Origin of the sequence: Microbacterium soli, from assembly GCF_039539005.1 — a bacterium.
Classification (GTDB): domain Bacteria; phylum Actinomycetota; class Actinomycetes; order Actinomycetales; family Microbacteriaceae; genus Microbacterium; species Microbacterium soli.
This window is the reverse complement of record NZ_BAABCP010000001.1, coordinates 1,089,203-1,105,084: the sequence shown is the minus strand read 5'-3', so window position 1 is coordinate 1,105,084 and position 15,882 is coordinate 1,089,203. Positions and strand designations below refer to the sequence as shown.

Here is a 15,882-nt window from a genome sequence, read left to right as displayed (position 1 = left end):
GCAGCGCACGTGGGATGCGGCGCGCACCGCAGCACGACCGAGGGGAGACGGATGCTGAGCGACCTGACCCGCCCGCTGTACGAGGTCAAGGCGGGCCTGTTCAAGGGACTGGCGCACCCCATCCGCATCCGCATCCTGGAAGTCCTGTCGGCGGCACCCGAGGCATCCGTCTCCGAACTCCTCGAGGTGACCGAGCTGGAGGCCTCGCACGTCTCCCAGCATCTGGCCGTGCTGCGGCGCAACAGGCTCGTCGACTCGGAGCGGCGCGGCAGTCTGGTGTTCTACCGGCTCGCCTACCCCGAGGTGGCGGACCTGCTGCGCGTCGCTCGCGCACTGCTGGGTGAGATCCTGCAGACGACCCAGCGGCAGCTGATCGAGCAGGACGGCCTCCCCGAGATCCCGGTGCGCTCGTGAGCCCGCGGGACCTGCTCGCACTGCTTCCGTCCCGCACCGACTACCGGGCAGTGCCGCACACCTGGCGCGGCGACCTTCTCGCCGGCGTCACGGTCGGGATCGTCGCGCTGCCGCTGGCCCTCGCCTTCGGCGTCAGCTCGGGAGCCGGGGCGGAGAGCGGACTGGTCACGGCCATCATCGCCGGCATCGTCGCGGCGATCTTCGGCGGCTCCAACGTGCAGGTGTCCGGGCCCACCGGGGCGATGGTCGTCGTGCTCGCGCCGATCATGGCCACGCAGGGCCCCGGGGCGCTGGCGATGATCTGCCTGCTGTCGGGGATCATGGTGCTGCTGGGCGGACTCCTCAAGCTCGGCCGCACGATCAGCTACATCCCCTGGCCGGTCATCGAGGGCTTCACCCTCGGCATCGCGATCATCATCTTCCTGCAGCAGGTTCCCACCGGCACCGGAACCGAGCCGGGGGAGAGCACCAACGCCGCCGTCGCGGCCGTGCAGTCGCTCATGACCGTGACCTGGCCGAAGCTGGGCTGGTCGCTGCTGCTGCTGGGCATCGTCGTGGCGATCATGCTCATCGCGCTGAAGGTCGCCCCGAAGTTCCCGGGCTCGCTGGTGGCCATCGTCGTCGCGGGGCTCCTGGCCGCGGTGTTCGACATGCCCGTCGACGTCATCGGCGAGCTTCCCGTCGGCCTTCCCGCGCCGGTCCTGCCCGCGCTCGACCTGGGGGTGGCGGCGGGACTGGTGGGTCCGGCACTCGCCGTGGCGGCGCTGGCCGCCATCGAATCGCTGCTGGCAGCCCGTGTCGCCGCCAGCATCTCCGACACCGGCGCCTACGACGCCGATCGGGAGCTGGTCGGACAGGGCCTGGCGTCCATCGCCGCCGGGTTCTTCGGCGGGATGCCGGCCACCGGGGCCATCGCGCGCACCGCGGTCAGCATCCGTGCGGGCGCGCGCACGCGACTGGCCGCCATCACGCACGGACTGCTGCTGCTCGCCGTCGTGCTCGTGGGCGCGGCCGTCGTCTCGCAGATCCCGCTGGCGGCGCTCGCGGGGGTGCTCATGGTGACCTCGTGCCGCATGGTCGCCCCGTCGACGGTCCGTGCGGTGATGGGATCGACGCGATCGGATGCCGTGGTCTTCGTCGTCACCGCGATCATCACCGTCAGCGTCGACCTCGTCTACGCCGTGCTGATCGGCGTGCTCGCGGCAGGATTCTTCGCGCTGCGCCAGCTCGCCAAGGCCAGCGGCGTGCACCGCGAGGAGCTGCCCGGCGCCGCACAGCCCGGTGACGAGCGCATCGCCGTGTTCCGGATCGAGGGGGCGCTGTTCTTCGGCGCCGCCGAGCGGATGATGGAGCGCGTCATCGCGCTGCGCGACATCGAGGTGGTCGTGCTTCGGATGTCGCAGCTGCAGATCCTCGATGCCACCGGCGCGCAGGTGATCACCGACATGATCGTATCGCTGGAGCGCCGCGGCATCACGGTGCTCGTCAAGGGCATCCAGCCGCGGCATCTCAAGCTCGCCGAGCATGTGGGGGTGCTGCGCTCACTGCGCCACCAGAACCATCTTTTCGACGAGCTGGGCACCGCCGTCGCGCACGCCCGCAGCCACATCGTCCGCGCCGCGCGTTGACCCGCCGCCGAATCAGACCTCGTCGCGCAGCTCGCCGTGGATGCGGCGGAGGTCCTCCATGAGCGACCCGATCAGCACCCAGTGCTCGGGTGCGGGTGGGCGCGTCGTCAGCGGGGCGGTGAGCGCGGGCACCGCCGAGGTCAGGACATCGGGCTCGGGTGCGGCATCCGCCCGCTGGACGGCCAGGCGCGTGTCGTGCCCGGCGCGCCGCAGCTGCTCGGCGATCGCCCGCACCAACGGGTCGCCGACGAGCGAGTCGTCGTAGTGGTCGAAGTACGCCCTGGTCATCCCGATCACCTGCGTGGTCACCGGGGAGAGACGATCGAACAGCGCGCGCAGCTCGACGAGCTCGTCCCGGTGCCGCGACCTCCTGGGGTTCAGGGACAGCGACTCCTCCGCGGATGCCAGGGATGCCTCGGCGGCGTCCTTCATGGGGCGCAGCAGACGCGCCTGCAGCAGCAGCTCGTGCAGCTCGGCGCTCGTCCTGGTGCTCGGCAGCGCGTCGGCGAGACGGTCGAGGGACGCCGCGAGCTCGCGCCCCAGCAGCCCGATGTCCCGGCGGGCGGGGGAGGTGAGCACGGGAGGGACGACGGCGACGTTGATGGCGAACCCGACTGCCGCGCCGATGAGGGTCTCGATGATGCGGGTGGTGGCGTAGTCGGGGCTCGACGAACCCAGTGCGAGCACCAGCACCGCGGAGATCGCCACCTGGTTCCCCGTGCCCGTCGACGCGCGCAGCGCCCACGCGACGAGCATCGCCACCACGACGGATGCCGGGACCACCCAGCCCTGCGGGCCGAGCAGCGCGCTCAGGAGCACGGCGATGACGACGCCGACGATGACGCCGATGCTGCGCTCGACGGCCTTGGACAGCGACTGGTTCACGCTGGGCTGCACCACCAGCAGTGCCGCGATCGCGGCGAACACCGGCAGCGGGCCGGGCATCAGCCACGCGGCGAGGAACCAGGCGGCGATGGTCGCCGCGGCCGACTTCAGCACCTGCAGGAGCGGTGCACGGCGTGCGGCACGGATCGCGGCGGGGAAGCGCATGCGTCCACGGTAGTCGCGCAGGCAGCCGCCCGCCGTACCCTGCCCGCCTGCCACAGCCCCTCCGGCGCCCCGCTCCACGGTGAGGACATCACCTCAGCGGCGGCCGGTATCCTGGGTGGGCGACTGGCGAAGCCGGATGACCGGCAGGGAGCGCGAGAACACGGCATCGACCGCCTGGGTGCCCATCACGACAGATGGGAGCATCCATGCGCTACGGAATGAATCCGCACCAGTCCGCCTCGGTCGAAGGCGGCCCCGCCGTCCTCAACGGCGAGCCTTCGCTGATCAACTACCTCGACGCGCTCAACGCGTTCGCGCTCGTGCGCGAGGCCGATGAGGCGGGTGGCCTCCCCGCGGCGGCGTCGTTCAAGCACGTGTCCCCCGCGGGTGCGGCCCTGGCCGGGCCCGTCGACGAGGTCGCCGCCGAGACCTGGCGCACGTCCGGTGTGGGTGAGGACACCCTGATCTCGGCCTACGTGCGGGCCCGCGATGCCGACCCGAAGTCGTCCTTCGGGGACGTGGTGGCGCTGTCGCGGCCGGTGGATGCCGAGACCGCGGAGTTCCTGCGCACGGTCATCTGCGACGCCGTGATCGCCCCCGGCTACGAGGAGGGCACGGTGGGCGTCCTCAGTGGGAAGAAGTCCGGCCGGTTCCTCGTCTTCGAGGCCGGTGCCGACTGGGCGCCGCCGGCGCGCGAGCGTCGTGAGGTGCTCGGCACCGTCATCGAGCAGGACCGGGATGCCGCGGACCTGGCCGCCGCGCTCCCGGCGGGCGTGCTGGACGGGCGCCACCGCCGCGACGCCCTGCTCGGGATGGCCACCGCGCGCTACACGCAGTCGAACTCCGTCGTGCTCGTGCGCGACGGCGCGGCGGTCGGCATCGGCGCCGGGCAGCAGAACCGCGTCGACTGCGTGCGCCTCGCGGGGGCCAAGGCCCGCGTGTGGTGGCTGCGCCGGCATCCGTTCGTCCGTGAGCTGCCGACCGTCGAGGGGATGCGCAGGCAGGACCGCCTGAACTGGCAGGTGCGCTTCGCCGGCGCCGAGATGACCCGCGCGCAGCTCGTCGAGTTCGAGGGGCTCTTCGGTGCGGAGGCCGCGGGCCGGTACGGCGATGACGGCTGGCGAGCGGAGTGGGCACAGCGGCTCGACGACGTCACCCTCGTCTCGGACGGCTTCCTCCCGTTCCGCGACAACGTCGACCACGCCGCGGAGTTCGGCGTGGGCACGATCGTCGAGCCCGGCGGCTCGACGCGCTCGGACGAGGTCGCGGCGGCCGCCGCCGAGCACGGCATCCCCCTCGTCACGACGGGACTGCGCCTGTTCCACCACTGAGCCGGGCCGGCCTCCTCGGGACCGGCAGCAGCACGAGGATCTGTCACACCCTTGAGCGTGACAATGGAGTAAGGGTAGGCTTACCTACGCTGACTTCAGCACCCCTGCCCTCTCACAGTGAAGGAACGCCTGTGCGCACTTCCCGAATCCTCGGCGCCGTCGCGGCCACCGCTCTCGTCCTCGGCCTGGCGGCCTGCTCCGGCTCCGCGCCCGACACGGCCGCCGCCGATGCCGACACAGGAGCGGATGCCGGCTTCCCGGTGACGATCGAGCACGTCTACGGCGAGACGGTCATCCCCGCCAAGCCCGAGCGCGTCGCGACCATCGCCTGGGCCAATCACGAGGTGCCGCTGGCGCTGGGGATCGTGCCGGTCGGCATGAGCAAGGCCACCTGGGGCGATGACGACGGCGACGGTGTCCTGCCCTGGGTGGAGGACAGGCTCGAGGAGCTGGGGGCCGAGACGCCCGTGCTGTTCGACGACACCGACGGCATCGACTACGAGGCCGTCAGCGACACCGACCCCGACGTCATCCTCGCCGCGTACTCCGGGCTGACCCAGGAGGAGTACGACACGCTGTCGAAGATCGCGCCCGTCGTCGCCTATCCCGGCGTGGCCTGGGGCACGTCCGTCGACGACATGATCAGGATGAACGCCGCCGCCCTCGGGCTGGCGGAGGAGGGCGCGGAGCTCATCGACGAGCTGCACGGCGAGGTCGCCGCGGCGCTGGAGGCGCACAGTGCGCTCAAGGGCAAGAAGGTGCTGTTCTCCTATCTCGACCCGAGCGATCTCAGCCAGGTCGGCTACTACACGGCCGCCGACACGCGCCCGGGGTTCCTCGCCGCGGCGGGTCTGCCGATGCCGTCGATCGTCGACGCGCACGCCGACAGCACCGACTTCTACCTCACCGTCAGCTCCGAGAAGGCCGACGAGCTCGACGACGTCGACGTGTTCGTCGGCTACGGCGACGACTCGCTCATCGCCACGCTGCAGGCCGACCCGCTGCTGTCGAAGATCCCGGCCATCGCCGCGGGCCACGTGGCGATCCTGCCCGATGCCACACCGCTGGCGGCATCCGCGAACCCCTCGCCGCTGTCCATCCCGTGGGGCATCGACGACTACTTCGCCCTGCTGGCGGCCCCGCTGTCCGGACAGTGAGCGCTGTCGCATCCGTTCGACCGGATGCCGCGGCGGTGCGGCATCCGGTGACGGTGCGCACGCTGTGGCTGGTCGCCGGAGGAGCGGTGCTCATCATCCTCGTGGTGCTGTCGGTGTCGTTCGGGATGCGCGCGGTGAGCCTCTCCGACATCCTGGCCGGGCTCGCCGGTCACGAGGAGACCCTGGGCAGGGCAGCCGTGGTCAAGCGCGTGCCCCGGACGGTGCTCGCGGTGCTCGTCGGTGCGGCCCTGGCCGTCTCGGGAGCCGCCATGCAGGCGGTCACGAGGAATCCGCTGGCCGATCCCGGCATCCTCGGTGTGACCAACGGCGCCTCCCTCGCCGTCGTACTGGGGCTGGCGTTCCTGGGCGTGACCAGCGCCTGGGGGCAGATCGCCGTGGCTGTGGTCGGCGCGTCGGCCGCCGCGGTCTTCGTCTACGCGGTCGGGTCGCTGGGGCGCGGGGGCGCCACTCCGCTCAAGCTCACTCTCGCCGGCGCCGCCACCTCGGCGGCCTTCGCCTCGCTGATCAGCGCCGTCATGCTGCCCCGGGTGGAGCTGCTGCAGGCGTGGCAGTCCTGGCAGATCGGCGGCGTGGGCGGTGCGGACTGGACCAAGATCGCCGTCGTCGTCCCCGTGCTCGCCGCCGGCGCCCTGATCTGCGCCGCCTGCGCGCGCGGCCTGAACTCCCTCGCACTCGGCGACGATCTGGCGGCGGGCCTGGGGGAGAGGGTGCTCCGCACCCGCCTGATCTCGGCCCTGGGCGCCGTGGTGCTGGCCGGTGCGGCGACGGCGATCGCCGGACCGATCGGGTTCGTCGGCCTCGTCATCCCGCATCTGTGCCGGATGCTGGTGGGCACCGACCATCGTTGGCTGCTGCCGCTGTCGGCCATGGCGGGTGCGGTGCTCCTGCTGGCGGCCGACATCGTCGGACGACTGATCGCGTCCGAGGAGGAGATCCAGGTGGGCATCGTCACGGCGGTCATCGGCGCCCCGATCTTCATCTGGATCGTCCGCAGGCAGAAGGTGCGTGAGCTGTGACCGTCGACGTGGACCGCTCCGCACCCGCCGCAGGAACCTCCGCCGCCGTGCGCCGGGGACGGCGAGCCCGCCACCGACGCCATGCGATGGCGAGCATCGTGCTCGGCGCGCTGCTGCTGGCACTGGTGTGCACGGCCCTCATGGTCGGGAACACCTTCTACGGCCCCGGCGAGGTCATCCAGGTGATCCTCGGCCGCCCCGTGCCGGGCGCGTCCTTCACGGTCGGCGAGTTGCGGCTGCCGCGCACCGTGCTGGCGGTCCTGGCGGGGGCTGCGTTCGGCATCGCCGGCGTCACCTTCCAGACCATGCTGCGCAACCCTCTGGCATCCCCCGACATCATCGGCATCTCCGAGGGGGCGAGCGCCGCGGCCGTCTTCGGCATCATCGTGCTGTCGGCGGACGGCCCCGTGGTGGGGCTGCTGGCCCTGGGCGGCGCCCTGGTGACCGCCTTCGCGATCTACCTGCTGTCCGTGCGCGGCGGCTTCGCCGGCACCCGGCTGATCCTCATCGGGATCGGCGTGGCCGCGATGCTGCAGAGCGTCGTCTCGTACGTGCTCTCGCGCGCCGCGCAGTGGGACATCCAGACCGCCATGCAGTGGCTCACCGGCAGCCTCAACAACGCCTCCTGGGAGCGGGTGACACCCCTCGCGATCGTCCTGCTGGTCGTGCTGCCGGTGCTGCTCGCGCAGTCCGGCGCGCTGGGGATGCTGCGACTGGGCGACGACTCCGCGGCCGGCCTCGGGGTGCGGGTCGATGCGACCCGAGCGCTGTTCATCGTCGGTGCGGTGGCGCTGCTCGCCTTCGCCACCGCCGCGACCGGGCCGATCGCCTTCGTCGCGTTCATGGCCGGGCCCATCGCCGCGCGCATCACCGGCCCCGGCGCCGCGCTGCTGGTCCCCAGCGCACTGGTGGGGGCCGTGCTCGTCCTGGCCGGGGACCTGATCGGCCAGTTCGCCCTCGGCTCCCGGTACCCCGTCGGCGTCATCACCGGCGTGCTCGGAGCACCGTATCTGATCTATCTGCTCATCCGCATCAACAGACAGGGGGCGTCACTGTGACCGTGAGTCATCAGCTCGAAGCCGTCGACATCACCCTCGGCTACGGCGACCGTCTCGTCGTCGAAGGGCTCGACCTGACCATCGCGCCCGGACGGATCACGTCGATCGTGGGGGCGAACGGATGCGGCAAATCCACGCTGCTGCGCGCCCTGGCCCGGCTGCTGCGCCCGGCATCCGGCCGGGTCCTGCTGGACGGCGCGTCGATCCGCAGCCGCTCCACCCGGGAGGTCGCCCGGGTGCTGGGGCTGCTCCCGCAGTCGCCCATCGCTCCGGAGGGCATCGCCGTCGCCGACCTCGTGGGGCGCGGGCGGCACCCGCATCAGCGGGCGATGTCTCGCTGGAGCGCGCACGACCACGATGTCGTCGCCGACGCGCTCGAGGCCACCGGCATCGCCGATCTCGCCGACCGCAGCGTCGACGAGCTCTCCGGCGGCCAGCGCCAGCGGGTGTGGATCGCGATGGCCCTCGCCCAGGAGACGGACATCCTCCTGCTCGACGAACCCACCACCTTCCTCGATGTGGCGTACCAGGTCGAGGTGCTGGACCTGCTCACGGACCTGAGCGTCCGGCGGGGCACGACGATCGTGATGGTGCTGCACGATCTGAATCTCGCCGCGCGATACAGCCATCAGCTCGTCGCGATGAAGCAGGGCAGGGTGCACGCGGTGGGGGCGCCGGAGCGGGTCGTCACGAGCGACCTGGTCCGCGAGGTGTTCGGGATGGCGAACCACGTGACGGTCGATCCCGTGTCGGGAACGCCGATGGTCACCCCCATCGGGCGTCACCACGCCCGCGGACCCGAGGTGGCGGTGTCGGCGGAATAGGGAATCCTCCGGTCGCTCGTCACGATCGAGCTCGAACAGGCGGCGCGCGGTGTCCGGCTCAGCTCCAGCCGAGGCGCTGTCGCACGAAGGCGCGGGAGGCGGGGCAGCCGTCATCGTCGATGCGGGCGACCTCGCCGTGGCTGATGAGGGCGCCGGATGCCGTGAAGCGGCGCTGCAGGGCCTCCGCGGCCTTGACCATGAGCGGGCCGCTGTCGTTCGTCCGCTCCCCGGCGCGCAGCATCGACGGCTGGGCGTACACGATCAGCTCGGTGCCGTCCTCCGTGGCCCGTGCGCAGGCGATGGCCAGGGTCAGGGCGACGCGCGGCCACAGGAACGGCAGCAGGTTCAGCGGGAAGTACTCGTAGTCGATGTGCGTGAGCGCCCATCGACGTGCGGGGCGGCCGATGGTCAGGGCCTGTGCGACCCACGGGCCTCCTGATGCGGTCAGCGTCGCCTGCAGAGCCGTCGTGTCCGGGACGAAGCGCGCGGACCGCAGAGCGGAGACGCCCTCACTCAGCGCGGCGGCGGGGGCGGCGCGCACGATGAACCGCGCCCCGCGGATGCCGTGCCGATCCGTGCCCGGGGCGATTCTCGTGCTCCTGCCGTGCCCGACGTACACTCAGATGCTCCATGCGCGGGAGACGGCGTCATCGGCATCCCGATAGCCGTCCGCCGCCTCGCGCACGGCCGTCGACAGCGCCGTCGCCGCGGCCATCGCGTCGCCGAGGTCGCTCTGCCAGCCGGCCTGAGTCCGCCCCCATGCCTCCGACGCCGCACCCGTCCACTGGGTCAGGAGCTCGGCCGTGGCCTGATCGAGCTCCAGCTGGTGCCCGTCGATCAGTTCCCGGGTGCTCGTGATGTCCGTCGCGGCGATATCGAGCGTGTCGGGCTCGACCTTGTAGGCGCTCTCGCTCACCACTGTCCTCCTCGTCGTGCGTCGCGCAGGGTCTGTGCGATCTGCGCGGCGATCTCGTCGTAGTTCTGCTGGGCCTCGCGGGCCAGGCCCTGAGCCTGAAGATGCGGTGCTCGCTCCGCGCGGGCCGCGGGCTCGTCCTCGTCGTCGAGCGACTCCTCCCACGAGGCGCGCAGTCGGGAGAGGTTCTGCCGCGCCATGCCGCGCAGCCGTTCGGCCTCCTCCGAGGTGTCGGCGCCGGAGAGCACGTCGGCGAACGTCGTCCGCCCGGTGTCGATCCGGCGCTGGACGATGCGCCATTCCGGTCCGAGCTCGCCCGCGCGGGCGGCTTCCGCGCGCTTCTTCTCGGCGTCGGCGAACGCCGCCTCGTGCGCCGCCCGATCCGCCTCCAGCGCGGCGGTCTGCTCCTGGATCACGCGGAGCATGTGCGCGAGCTTCTCGGGGAACGTCCCGTCGACCGGCTCGAAATCGTCATCAGACGCCGACACGGACAGCTCCCGCCCGGATGATCCCCTCGTACAGGTCCGACATGCGCAGCGCCGCGTCCACGGCGGAGGAGACGTTGCCCGCCATGCTGGAGACGAGGTCGTAGATCAAGTTGATGATCTTGTACATCTTGCGCGCCTGGTCGATCCACTCCATGATCTTGATCGCACCGACGACGGCGTCGACCAGCCAGCCGGCCACGGGGACGGCGGCCATGCCCGCCATGAGCATGAGGTCGTAGCCGAGCTGTTTGAGGTACCCGAGGATGAGGCTCACGGCCTGCTTGCAGGCGAAGATCAGGCCTGTCAGCGCCGTGGAGATCAGCCCCGTCGGACCCGCAGCGACGGTGTGGGCCTGCGAGATGACGCCCGCCGCGGCGAGGAAGGCCTCCGAGCCCTTGCCTCGCCAGACGGCCAGTGGCGGGAGCAGGCCCATGTAGTTCTGCGAGATGGCGGTGAGCGCGTCGCCGGTGTGCTTCCAGGCCTGCGAGGCCTCCCGCATCCTCTCCCAGTCGCCGACGAACGGCTTGGTGATCTCCTCGAGGAGGGAGTATCCGAACAGCTGCTCCCAGATCCAGTCGACCCCGCCGAAGATCGGCCCCGCGCTCCATCGGATGCTCTCGATCTCGGGATCCTCGCCCTGTGGGCGGGGCAGGTACGACCGGGCATCCGAGGTCTCGACGACCTCGCGCGAGTCGGAGAACCCCGAGCGGATGCGGTCCGTCACCCGCTGCGAGGTCTCATCCGCCCACTCGCCGAACGAGAAGCCGTCCCAGAAGATCTGGTTGAACAGGTTCCCGTCCGGTTCGCCGTAGCGCGACGGAGCCTGGTCGATCGCGCCGCCGAGGGTCGGCATCTCCGGCGCCTGGTACGGCGGCAGCGGCTGCTGGGTGAGGATGAGGATCACCCGGCTCATCAGCTCGTGCGCCCGTTCCTCGGCATCCTGATAGGCCTGGACGGTCTGCCCCATCCGCTCGGCGCCGAGGCTCGACGCGCTGCGGGAGAGGTTCGCGACGCCGATGCCCGCGTCCACGACGGCGTCGCCGATCGGTTTGAAGAGCATGAGGATGAGGCCGAGCTCGCCCGCCGTCATGCGCGCGTACTGCTCCAGGTGCTTCCCGATGGCATCCGCGTGCTCGCTCTGCCTGGTCAGCAGCTGCTGCGCGAGCGACAGCTGGCCCATGTCCACATCGATCATGTCGGCTCTCCTGAGGTGTCTCGCTCTGCGTCGTCCTGGACGAGGCTACCCCGCGGGGCGCTGTGCACGCGCGGGGACAACTCCCCATCCCCGTCGCAGGGCGGGCGCCGCCTCCTGCCGATCCGACGAACCGGAATACCCAGAGAGGGTATCTGGTTGAGGCAGGACAAGAGTACCCTAGGGGGGTATTAGCGATCGAGGGGACGAGATGACCACCACAGAGTTCCAGGTGACCGGGATGACCTGCGCGCACTGCGAGATGTCCGTACGCGAGGAGGTCGAGCAGATCGCCGGCGTCGAGGGCATCGACGTGAGCGCCGCCACGGGGCGCCTGATCGTCACCTCCGTGGCCCCCGTGGACCCGGATGCCGTGATCGCCGCCGTCGACGAGGCGGGCTACCGGGCCGTCGTCGCCTGAGCATCCGATTCCGGAGCACCCATGACCATCGCAGAGACCTCCCGCATCGATCTCGACATCGGCGGGATGACGTGCGCCTCGTGCGCGACGCGCATCGAGAAGAGGCTCAACAGGCTCGACGGCGTCACCGCCACCGTCAACTATGCGACGGAGAAGGCCCAGGTCGTCGTCGCGGGGGCCGTGGACCCGGCGCTGCTCATCGCCACGGTCGAGAACGCCGGGTACACGGCATCCGTCCCCGCGGCAGAGCAGCCCCGTCAGGACGATGATGAGGACCCCGAGCTGCGTGTGCTGCGACACCGTCTGATCGGATCCATCGTGCTGAGCGTGCCGGTCATCCTGCTGGCGATGATCCCCGCGCTGCAGTTCACCTACTGGCAGTGGGCGTCGCTGGCGCTCGCAGCACCTGTCGTCGTGTGGGCGGCCTGGCCGTTCCACCGCGCCGCCTGGGTGAACCTGCGCCACGGCGCGGCCACCATGGACACCCTGATCAGCCTCGGCACCTCGGCCGCGTTCCTGTGGTCGCTGTACGCGCTGTTCCTCGGCACGGCCGGGATGCCCGGCATGAGGCACGGGTTCTCGTTCGCGTTCGAGCGCACCGACGGGGCAGGCAGCATCTACCTCGAGGTCGCGGCGGGCGTGACGATGTTCGTGCTCGCAGGACGCTATGTCGAGAAGCGCGCCAAGCGGCAGGCCGGTGCGGCGCTCCGTGCGCTGATGGAGCTCGGGGCGAAGGACGTGGCGGTGCTGCGCGACGGTGCCGAGGTGCGCATCCCCATCGCCGAGCTGCGCGTGGGCGATGAGTTCGTCGTCCGCCCCGGAGAGAAGATCGCGACCGACGGCGTCGTGACCGGCGGCACCTCGGCCGTGGACCGGTCGATGATCACCGGGGAGTCCGTCCCCGTCGAGGTGGTGGCGGGGGATGCCGTCACCGGCGCCACCGTGAACGCCGGCGGGCGTCTGGTCGTGCGAGCCACCCGCGTCGGCGCCGACACGCAGCTCGCGCAGATGACCCGGATGGTCGAGGACGCGCAGACCGGCAAGGCCGAGGTGCAGCGCCTGGCCGACCGCATCTCGGGCGTCTTCGTGCCGATCGTCATCGGCATCGCCCTGGTGACGCTGGTGGCCTGGCTGCTGCTGGGCTTCCCGGCGTCCATGGCGTTCACCGCCGCTGTCGCCGTGCTCATCATCGCCTGCCCGTGCGCGCTGGGGCTGGCCACGCCCACGGCGCTCCTGGTGGGCACGGGCCGTGGCGCGCAGCGGGGGATCCTCATCAAGGGGCCGGAGGTGCTGGAGTCCACCCGCCGCGTCGACACGATCCTGCTCGACAAGACCGGCACGGTCACCGAGGGGCGCATGACCGTCGTCGAGGTGGTGCCCGAGCAGGGTACGGATGCCGCGGAGCTGCTGCGCCTGGCCGGCGCCGTCGAGCACGCCGGCGAGCATCCCATCGCCCGCGCCATCGCCTCGCGCGCGCGGGATGCGCACCGCCGTTCGGAGCCGGCGGGCCCGGCGCGGCGTGTCGAGGACGGACACGCCGACACGACGACGGATGCTCCGACCGACGGCACCGCGCTGCCGCCCGTCGAGTCGTTCCAGAACCACGAGGGCCTCGGGGTCTCCGGCATCGTCGACGGGCACGCCGTGCTGGCCGGGCGCCTGTCCCTGCTGGAGGACTGGTCCGTGCATCCGTCGGAGGCGTTGCTGGCGGCGAAGGCGGATGCCGAGGCCGCCGGGCGGACGGCGATCCTCGTCGCCTGGGACGGCGCCTCCAGGGGCATGATCGCCGTCGCCGATGAGCTCAAGGCCACGAGCGCGGAGGCCGTCGCGCAGTTGAAGGCGCTGGGGCTGACGCCCGTGCTGCTGACCGGTGACAACGAGGCGGTCGCCCGGGACGTCGCCGCCCGGGTGGGCATCGCCGAGGTGATCGCCGAGGTGCTGCCGGCCGACAAGGTCGCCGTCGTCGCGCGACTGCAGGACGACGGGCGCGTCGTCGCCATGGTCGGCGACGGCGTCAACGACTCGCCCGCCCTCGCGCAGGCCGATCTGGGCATGGCGATGGGCACCGGCGCGGATGCCGCCATCGAGGCGTCCGACATCACCCTCGTGCGCGGGGACCTGCGTGCGGCCTCGGATGCCATCCGCCTCTCCCGGCGCACGCTGAGGACGATCAAGGGCAACCTGTTCTGGGCGTTCGCGTACAACACGGCCGCCGTCCCGCTGGCGGCCCTCGGCCTGCTCAACCCCATGCTCGCCGGTGCCGCGATGGCCTTCTCGAGCGTCTTCGTGGTCGGCAACAGCCTGCGCCTGCGCTCCTTCCGGTGAGGCCCGCTCCGGGCGCCGGGGTCACCGCCGGTCGCCGCTCCGTCCCTCGTCGGCGACCGGCCGGCCCGCGCGCTGCTGGCCGGGCAGGGGGCGCGAGCGCCGCCCGTAGATGAGCTCGGAGGAGTCCAGCAGCCACGGCACGAGGGTGATCGTCACGCCGTGCACGAGCATCAGCTGCGCGGCGATGCGGCGCGCGCGGCGGTTGTGCAGCAGCTTCTCCCACCAGTGACCGACGATGTACTGCGGAAGATAGACGGTCACCACCGACGGTCCGTGCCGCTCGCGGTACCGGAGGATGAACTGCTCCACGGGTCGGGCGAAGGTGCGGTACGGCGAGTCGACGATCACGAGAGGGACGGGGATGCCGTGCTGCCGCCACTGCCGCTGAAGCTCCTCCCCGTCCTCCGGTGTGAGGGCGATGTGCACGGCGATGGTCTTCTCGTGCCGAGCGGCGATGGCGTAGTCGAGGGCTTTGATGACCGGCTTCTGCAGCCTGCTCACCAGCACGATCGCGACGTCCCCCGTGGAGCCGAAGTGCGTCGTGTCGTCGAGGGCGATCTCCTGCTCGACGTCGCGGTAGTACCGTTTGACGCCCAGCATCAGCAGCGCCAGCACGGGGATGGCGAAGAACACCATCCACGCCCCGTGCGCGAATTTCGTGACCGTGACGATCAGCAGCACGGCGACCGTCATCACGGCTCCTGCGGAGTTGACGGCGAGGCCGATGCGCGCCGAGCGCCGCCCGCCGTCGGCGTCCTGCGGGGCGACCCCGGCCCCGCCGCGCAGGATGCGTCGCCAGTGCCGCACCATCCCGATCTGCCCGAGCGAGAACGACACGAACACGCCGATGATGTACAGCTGGATGAGGCTCGTGAGATTCGCCTGGAACACGACGAGCACCACGGCCGCCGCCAGCCCCAGCACGAGCATCCCATTGGAGAACACCAGCCGGTCGCCGCGGGTGTTCAGCGCCTTCGGGGCATAGCCCTCGCGGGCGAGCACCGAGCCCAGCAGCGGGAAGCCGTTGAACGCCGTGTTCGCGGCCAGCAGCAGCACGCAGGCGGTCGCGGCCTGGATGAGGAAGAACGGGATGCTGCCCGCGCCGAACGTCGCCGCGGCCACCTGCGCCATGAGGCTCGGCTGCGGGCTCGTGCAGTCGAAGCCCACGAGGTCGCAGGGGTTCTCGGCATAATGCACGCCCGACACGAGGGCGACGGCCGTCAGCCCCGCGAACAGCACGGCGGCGATGGAGCCCATGAGCGTGAGTGTCGTCTTCGCGTTGCGGATCTTGGGCGTGCGGAACGCCGGCACCCCGTTGGACACGGCCTCCACACCGGTCAGCGCTGAGCATCCGCTGGAGAACGCGCGGAGGATCAGCAGCACCACGGCCGCCTGACCGAGGCTCTCCGCGTGCACGGTGTACGCCGCGCTCGCGGCGACGGGGGCGTCGCCCAGCAGCATCCGCACCAGGGCCGTGCCGATCATGACGACGACGGACCCGATGAACACGTAGGTGGGGATCGCGAAGACGGCGGACGCCTCGCGCACGCCGCGCAGGTTCACGATCACGATGAGGGCGACGAACCCCACCGCGAGCTCCACCCGCACCCCGGCCAGCTGCGGGACCGCGGAGATGATGTTGTCGACGCCGGATGCGATGGACACCGACACCGTGAGGATGTAGTCGACCAGCAGCGCGGCGGCGACGATCACCGAGGGCACCTCGCCGAGGTTGCGCTGGGCCACCTCGAAGTCCCCGCCGCCCGAGGGGTACGCCCGGATGATCTGCCGGTAGCTGAGCACCACGACGATCAGCAGCACCACCACGGCCGCCGCCACCCACGGACTCAGCGTGAGGAGCGCCGTGCCGCCGATGAGCATGATCATCAGCATCTCCTGCGGACCGTACGCCACAGAGCTCAGCGCGTCGGAGGCGAAGATCGGCAGCGCCATGCGCTTGGGCAGCAGCTGATCATCGACCTGCTGCGTCGTGAGCGGTTCCCCCAGGAGGATGCGTTTCGCGAGCTGCGGGGCGTCCGCACTC

15 protein-coding genes and 1 riboswitch are annotated in these 15,882 nt (G+C 71.3%); of the genes, 9 read left to right on the top strand and 6 right to left on the bottom strand.

Going from position 1 to position 15,882, the window contains the following annotated elements:
• The first annotated feature begins 51 nt into the window (after positions 1–51).
• Both ABD770_RS05090 and ABD770_RS05085 read left to right on the top strand, forming a co-directional pair.
• On the top strand, positions 52–414 hold the full coding sequence (locus tag ABD770_RS05090) for an ArsR/SmtB family transcription factor (RefSeq protein WP_344818435.1): 363 nt from the start codon (positions 52–54) through the stop codon (positions 412–414).
• A complete protein-coding gene (locus ABD770_RS05085; protein WP_344818434.1) occupies positions 411–2,042 on the top strand; it encodes a SulP family inorganic anion transporter in 1,632 nt (543 codons plus the stop codon). Before ABD770_RS05090 ends, ABD770_RS05085 begins: the two co-directional genes overlap by 4 nt.
• A 12-nt stretch (positions 2,043–2,054) precedes the next feature.
• Here ABD770_RS05085 and ABD770_RS05080 read toward each other — a convergent pair whose 3' ends face one another.
• The gene (locus ABD770_RS05080; protein ID WP_344818433.1) at positions 2,055–3,092 is read right to left on the bottom strand and encodes an FUSC family protein; all 1,038 of its coding nucleotides are present in this window, start codon (positions 3,090–3,092) and stop codon (positions 2,055–2,057) included.
• A 109-nt stretch (positions 3,093–3,201) separates the two neighbouring features.
• Positions 3,202–3,279, top strand: a riboswitch (ZMP/ZTP riboswitch).
• Between the two features lie 19 nt (positions 3,280–3,298).
• Between ABD770_RS05080 and ABD770_RS05075 the strand changes: the two genes are divergently transcribed.
• The 5 genes from ABD770_RS05075 to ABD770_RS05055 all read left to right on the top strand — a co-directional run bounded on the left by ABD770_RS05075 (position 3,299) and on the right by ABD770_RS05055 (position 8,499).
• Positions 3,299–4,423 (top strand): phosphoribosylaminoimidazolecarboxamide formyltransferase, encoded by a 1,125-nt coding sequence (locus ABD770_RS05075; RefSeq protein WP_344818432.1) that lies wholly within the window; start codon positions 3,299–3,301, stop codon positions 4,421–4,423.
• Between the two features lie 131 nt (positions 4,424–4,554).
• Positions 4,555–5,580 carry an iron-siderophore ABC transporter substrate-binding protein gene (locus tag ABD770_RS05070; RefSeq protein ID WP_344818431.1) on the top strand — a complete coding sequence of 342 codons (1,026 nt, stop codon included), beginning with the start codon at positions 4,555–4,557 and terminating at the stop codon, positions 5,578–5,580.
• Positions 5,577–6,617, top strand: coding sequence for a FecCD family ABC transporter permease (locus ABD770_RS05065; RefSeq protein ID WP_344818430.1), 1,041 nt, complete (start codon positions 5,577–5,579; stop codon positions 6,615–6,617). The genes ABD770_RS05070 and ABD770_RS05065 overlap by 4 nt, the downstream gene beginning before the upstream one ends.
• Complete coding sequence (locus ABD770_RS05060; protein ID WP_344818429.1) at positions 6,614–7,675, top strand: FecCD family ABC transporter permease; 1,062 nt, start codon at positions 6,614–6,616, stop codon at positions 7,673–7,675. Before ABD770_RS05065 ends, ABD770_RS05060 begins: the two co-directional genes overlap by 4 nt.
• A complete protein-coding gene (locus tag ABD770_RS05055) occupies positions 7,672–8,499 on the top strand; it encodes an ABC transporter ATP-binding protein (protein ID WP_344818428.1) in 828 nt (275 codons plus the stop codon). The genes ABD770_RS05060 and ABD770_RS05055 overlap by 4 nt, the downstream gene beginning before the upstream one ends.
• A gap of 58 nt (positions 8,500–8,557) precedes the next feature.
• Here the strand turns inward: ABD770_RS05055 and ABD770_RS05050 are convergent, their stop codons facing one another.
• From ABD770_RS05050 to ABD770_RS05035, 4 genes are read right to left on the bottom strand one after another with little or no spacing between them, the layout of a single operon-like run.
• Positions 8,558–9,118 (bottom strand): hypothetical protein, encoded by a 561-nt coding sequence (locus ABD770_RS05050; protein WP_344818427.1) that lies wholly within the window; start codon positions 9,116–9,118, stop codon positions 8,558–8,560.
• On the bottom strand, positions 9,119–9,415 hold the full coding sequence (locus ABD770_RS05045; RefSeq protein WP_344818426.1) for a WXG100 family type VII secretion target: 297 nt from the start codon (positions 9,413–9,415) through the stop codon (positions 9,119–9,121). It lies immediately after the preceding gene.
• Positions 9,412–9,900 carry a hypothetical protein gene (locus ABD770_RS05040; RefSeq protein WP_344818425.1) on the bottom strand — a complete coding sequence of 163 codons (489 nt, stop codon included), beginning with the start codon at positions 9,898–9,900 and terminating at the stop codon, positions 9,412–9,414. The genes ABD770_RS05045 and ABD770_RS05040 overlap by 4 nt, the downstream gene beginning before the upstream one ends.
• Entirely contained in the window at positions 9,887–11,095 is a 1,209-nt protein-coding gene (locus ABD770_RS05035; protein WP_344818424.1) for a hypothetical protein, read from the bottom strand. Before ABD770_RS05035 ends, ABD770_RS05040 begins: the two co-directional genes overlap by 14 nt.
• 208 nt (positions 11,096–11,303) lie before the next feature.
• Here ABD770_RS05035 and ABD770_RS05030 point away from each other — a divergent pair, with 208 nt between their 5' ends.
• Together ABD770_RS05030 and ABD770_RS05025 are read left to right on the top strand one after the other, a co-directional pair.
• A complete protein-coding gene (locus tag ABD770_RS05030) occupies positions 11,304–11,513 on the top strand; it encodes a heavy-metal-associated domain-containing protein (protein WP_344818423.1) in 210 nt (69 codons plus the stop codon).
• Between the two features lie 21 nt (positions 11,514–11,534).
• A complete protein-coding gene (locus ABD770_RS05025; RefSeq protein WP_344818422.1) occupies positions 11,535–13,838 on the top strand; it encodes a heavy metal translocating P-type ATPase in 2,304 nt (767 codons plus the stop codon).
• Positions 13,839–13,859: 21 nt separating this feature from the next.
• Here the strand turns inward: ABD770_RS05025 and ABD770_RS05020 are convergent, their stop codons facing one another.
• Complete coding sequence (locus tag ABD770_RS05020; RefSeq protein ID WP_425562759.1) at positions 13,860–15,791, bottom strand: APC family permease; 1,932 nt, start codon at positions 15,789–15,791, stop codon at positions 13,860–13,862.
• Positions 15,792–15,882: the final 91 nt, after the last annotated feature.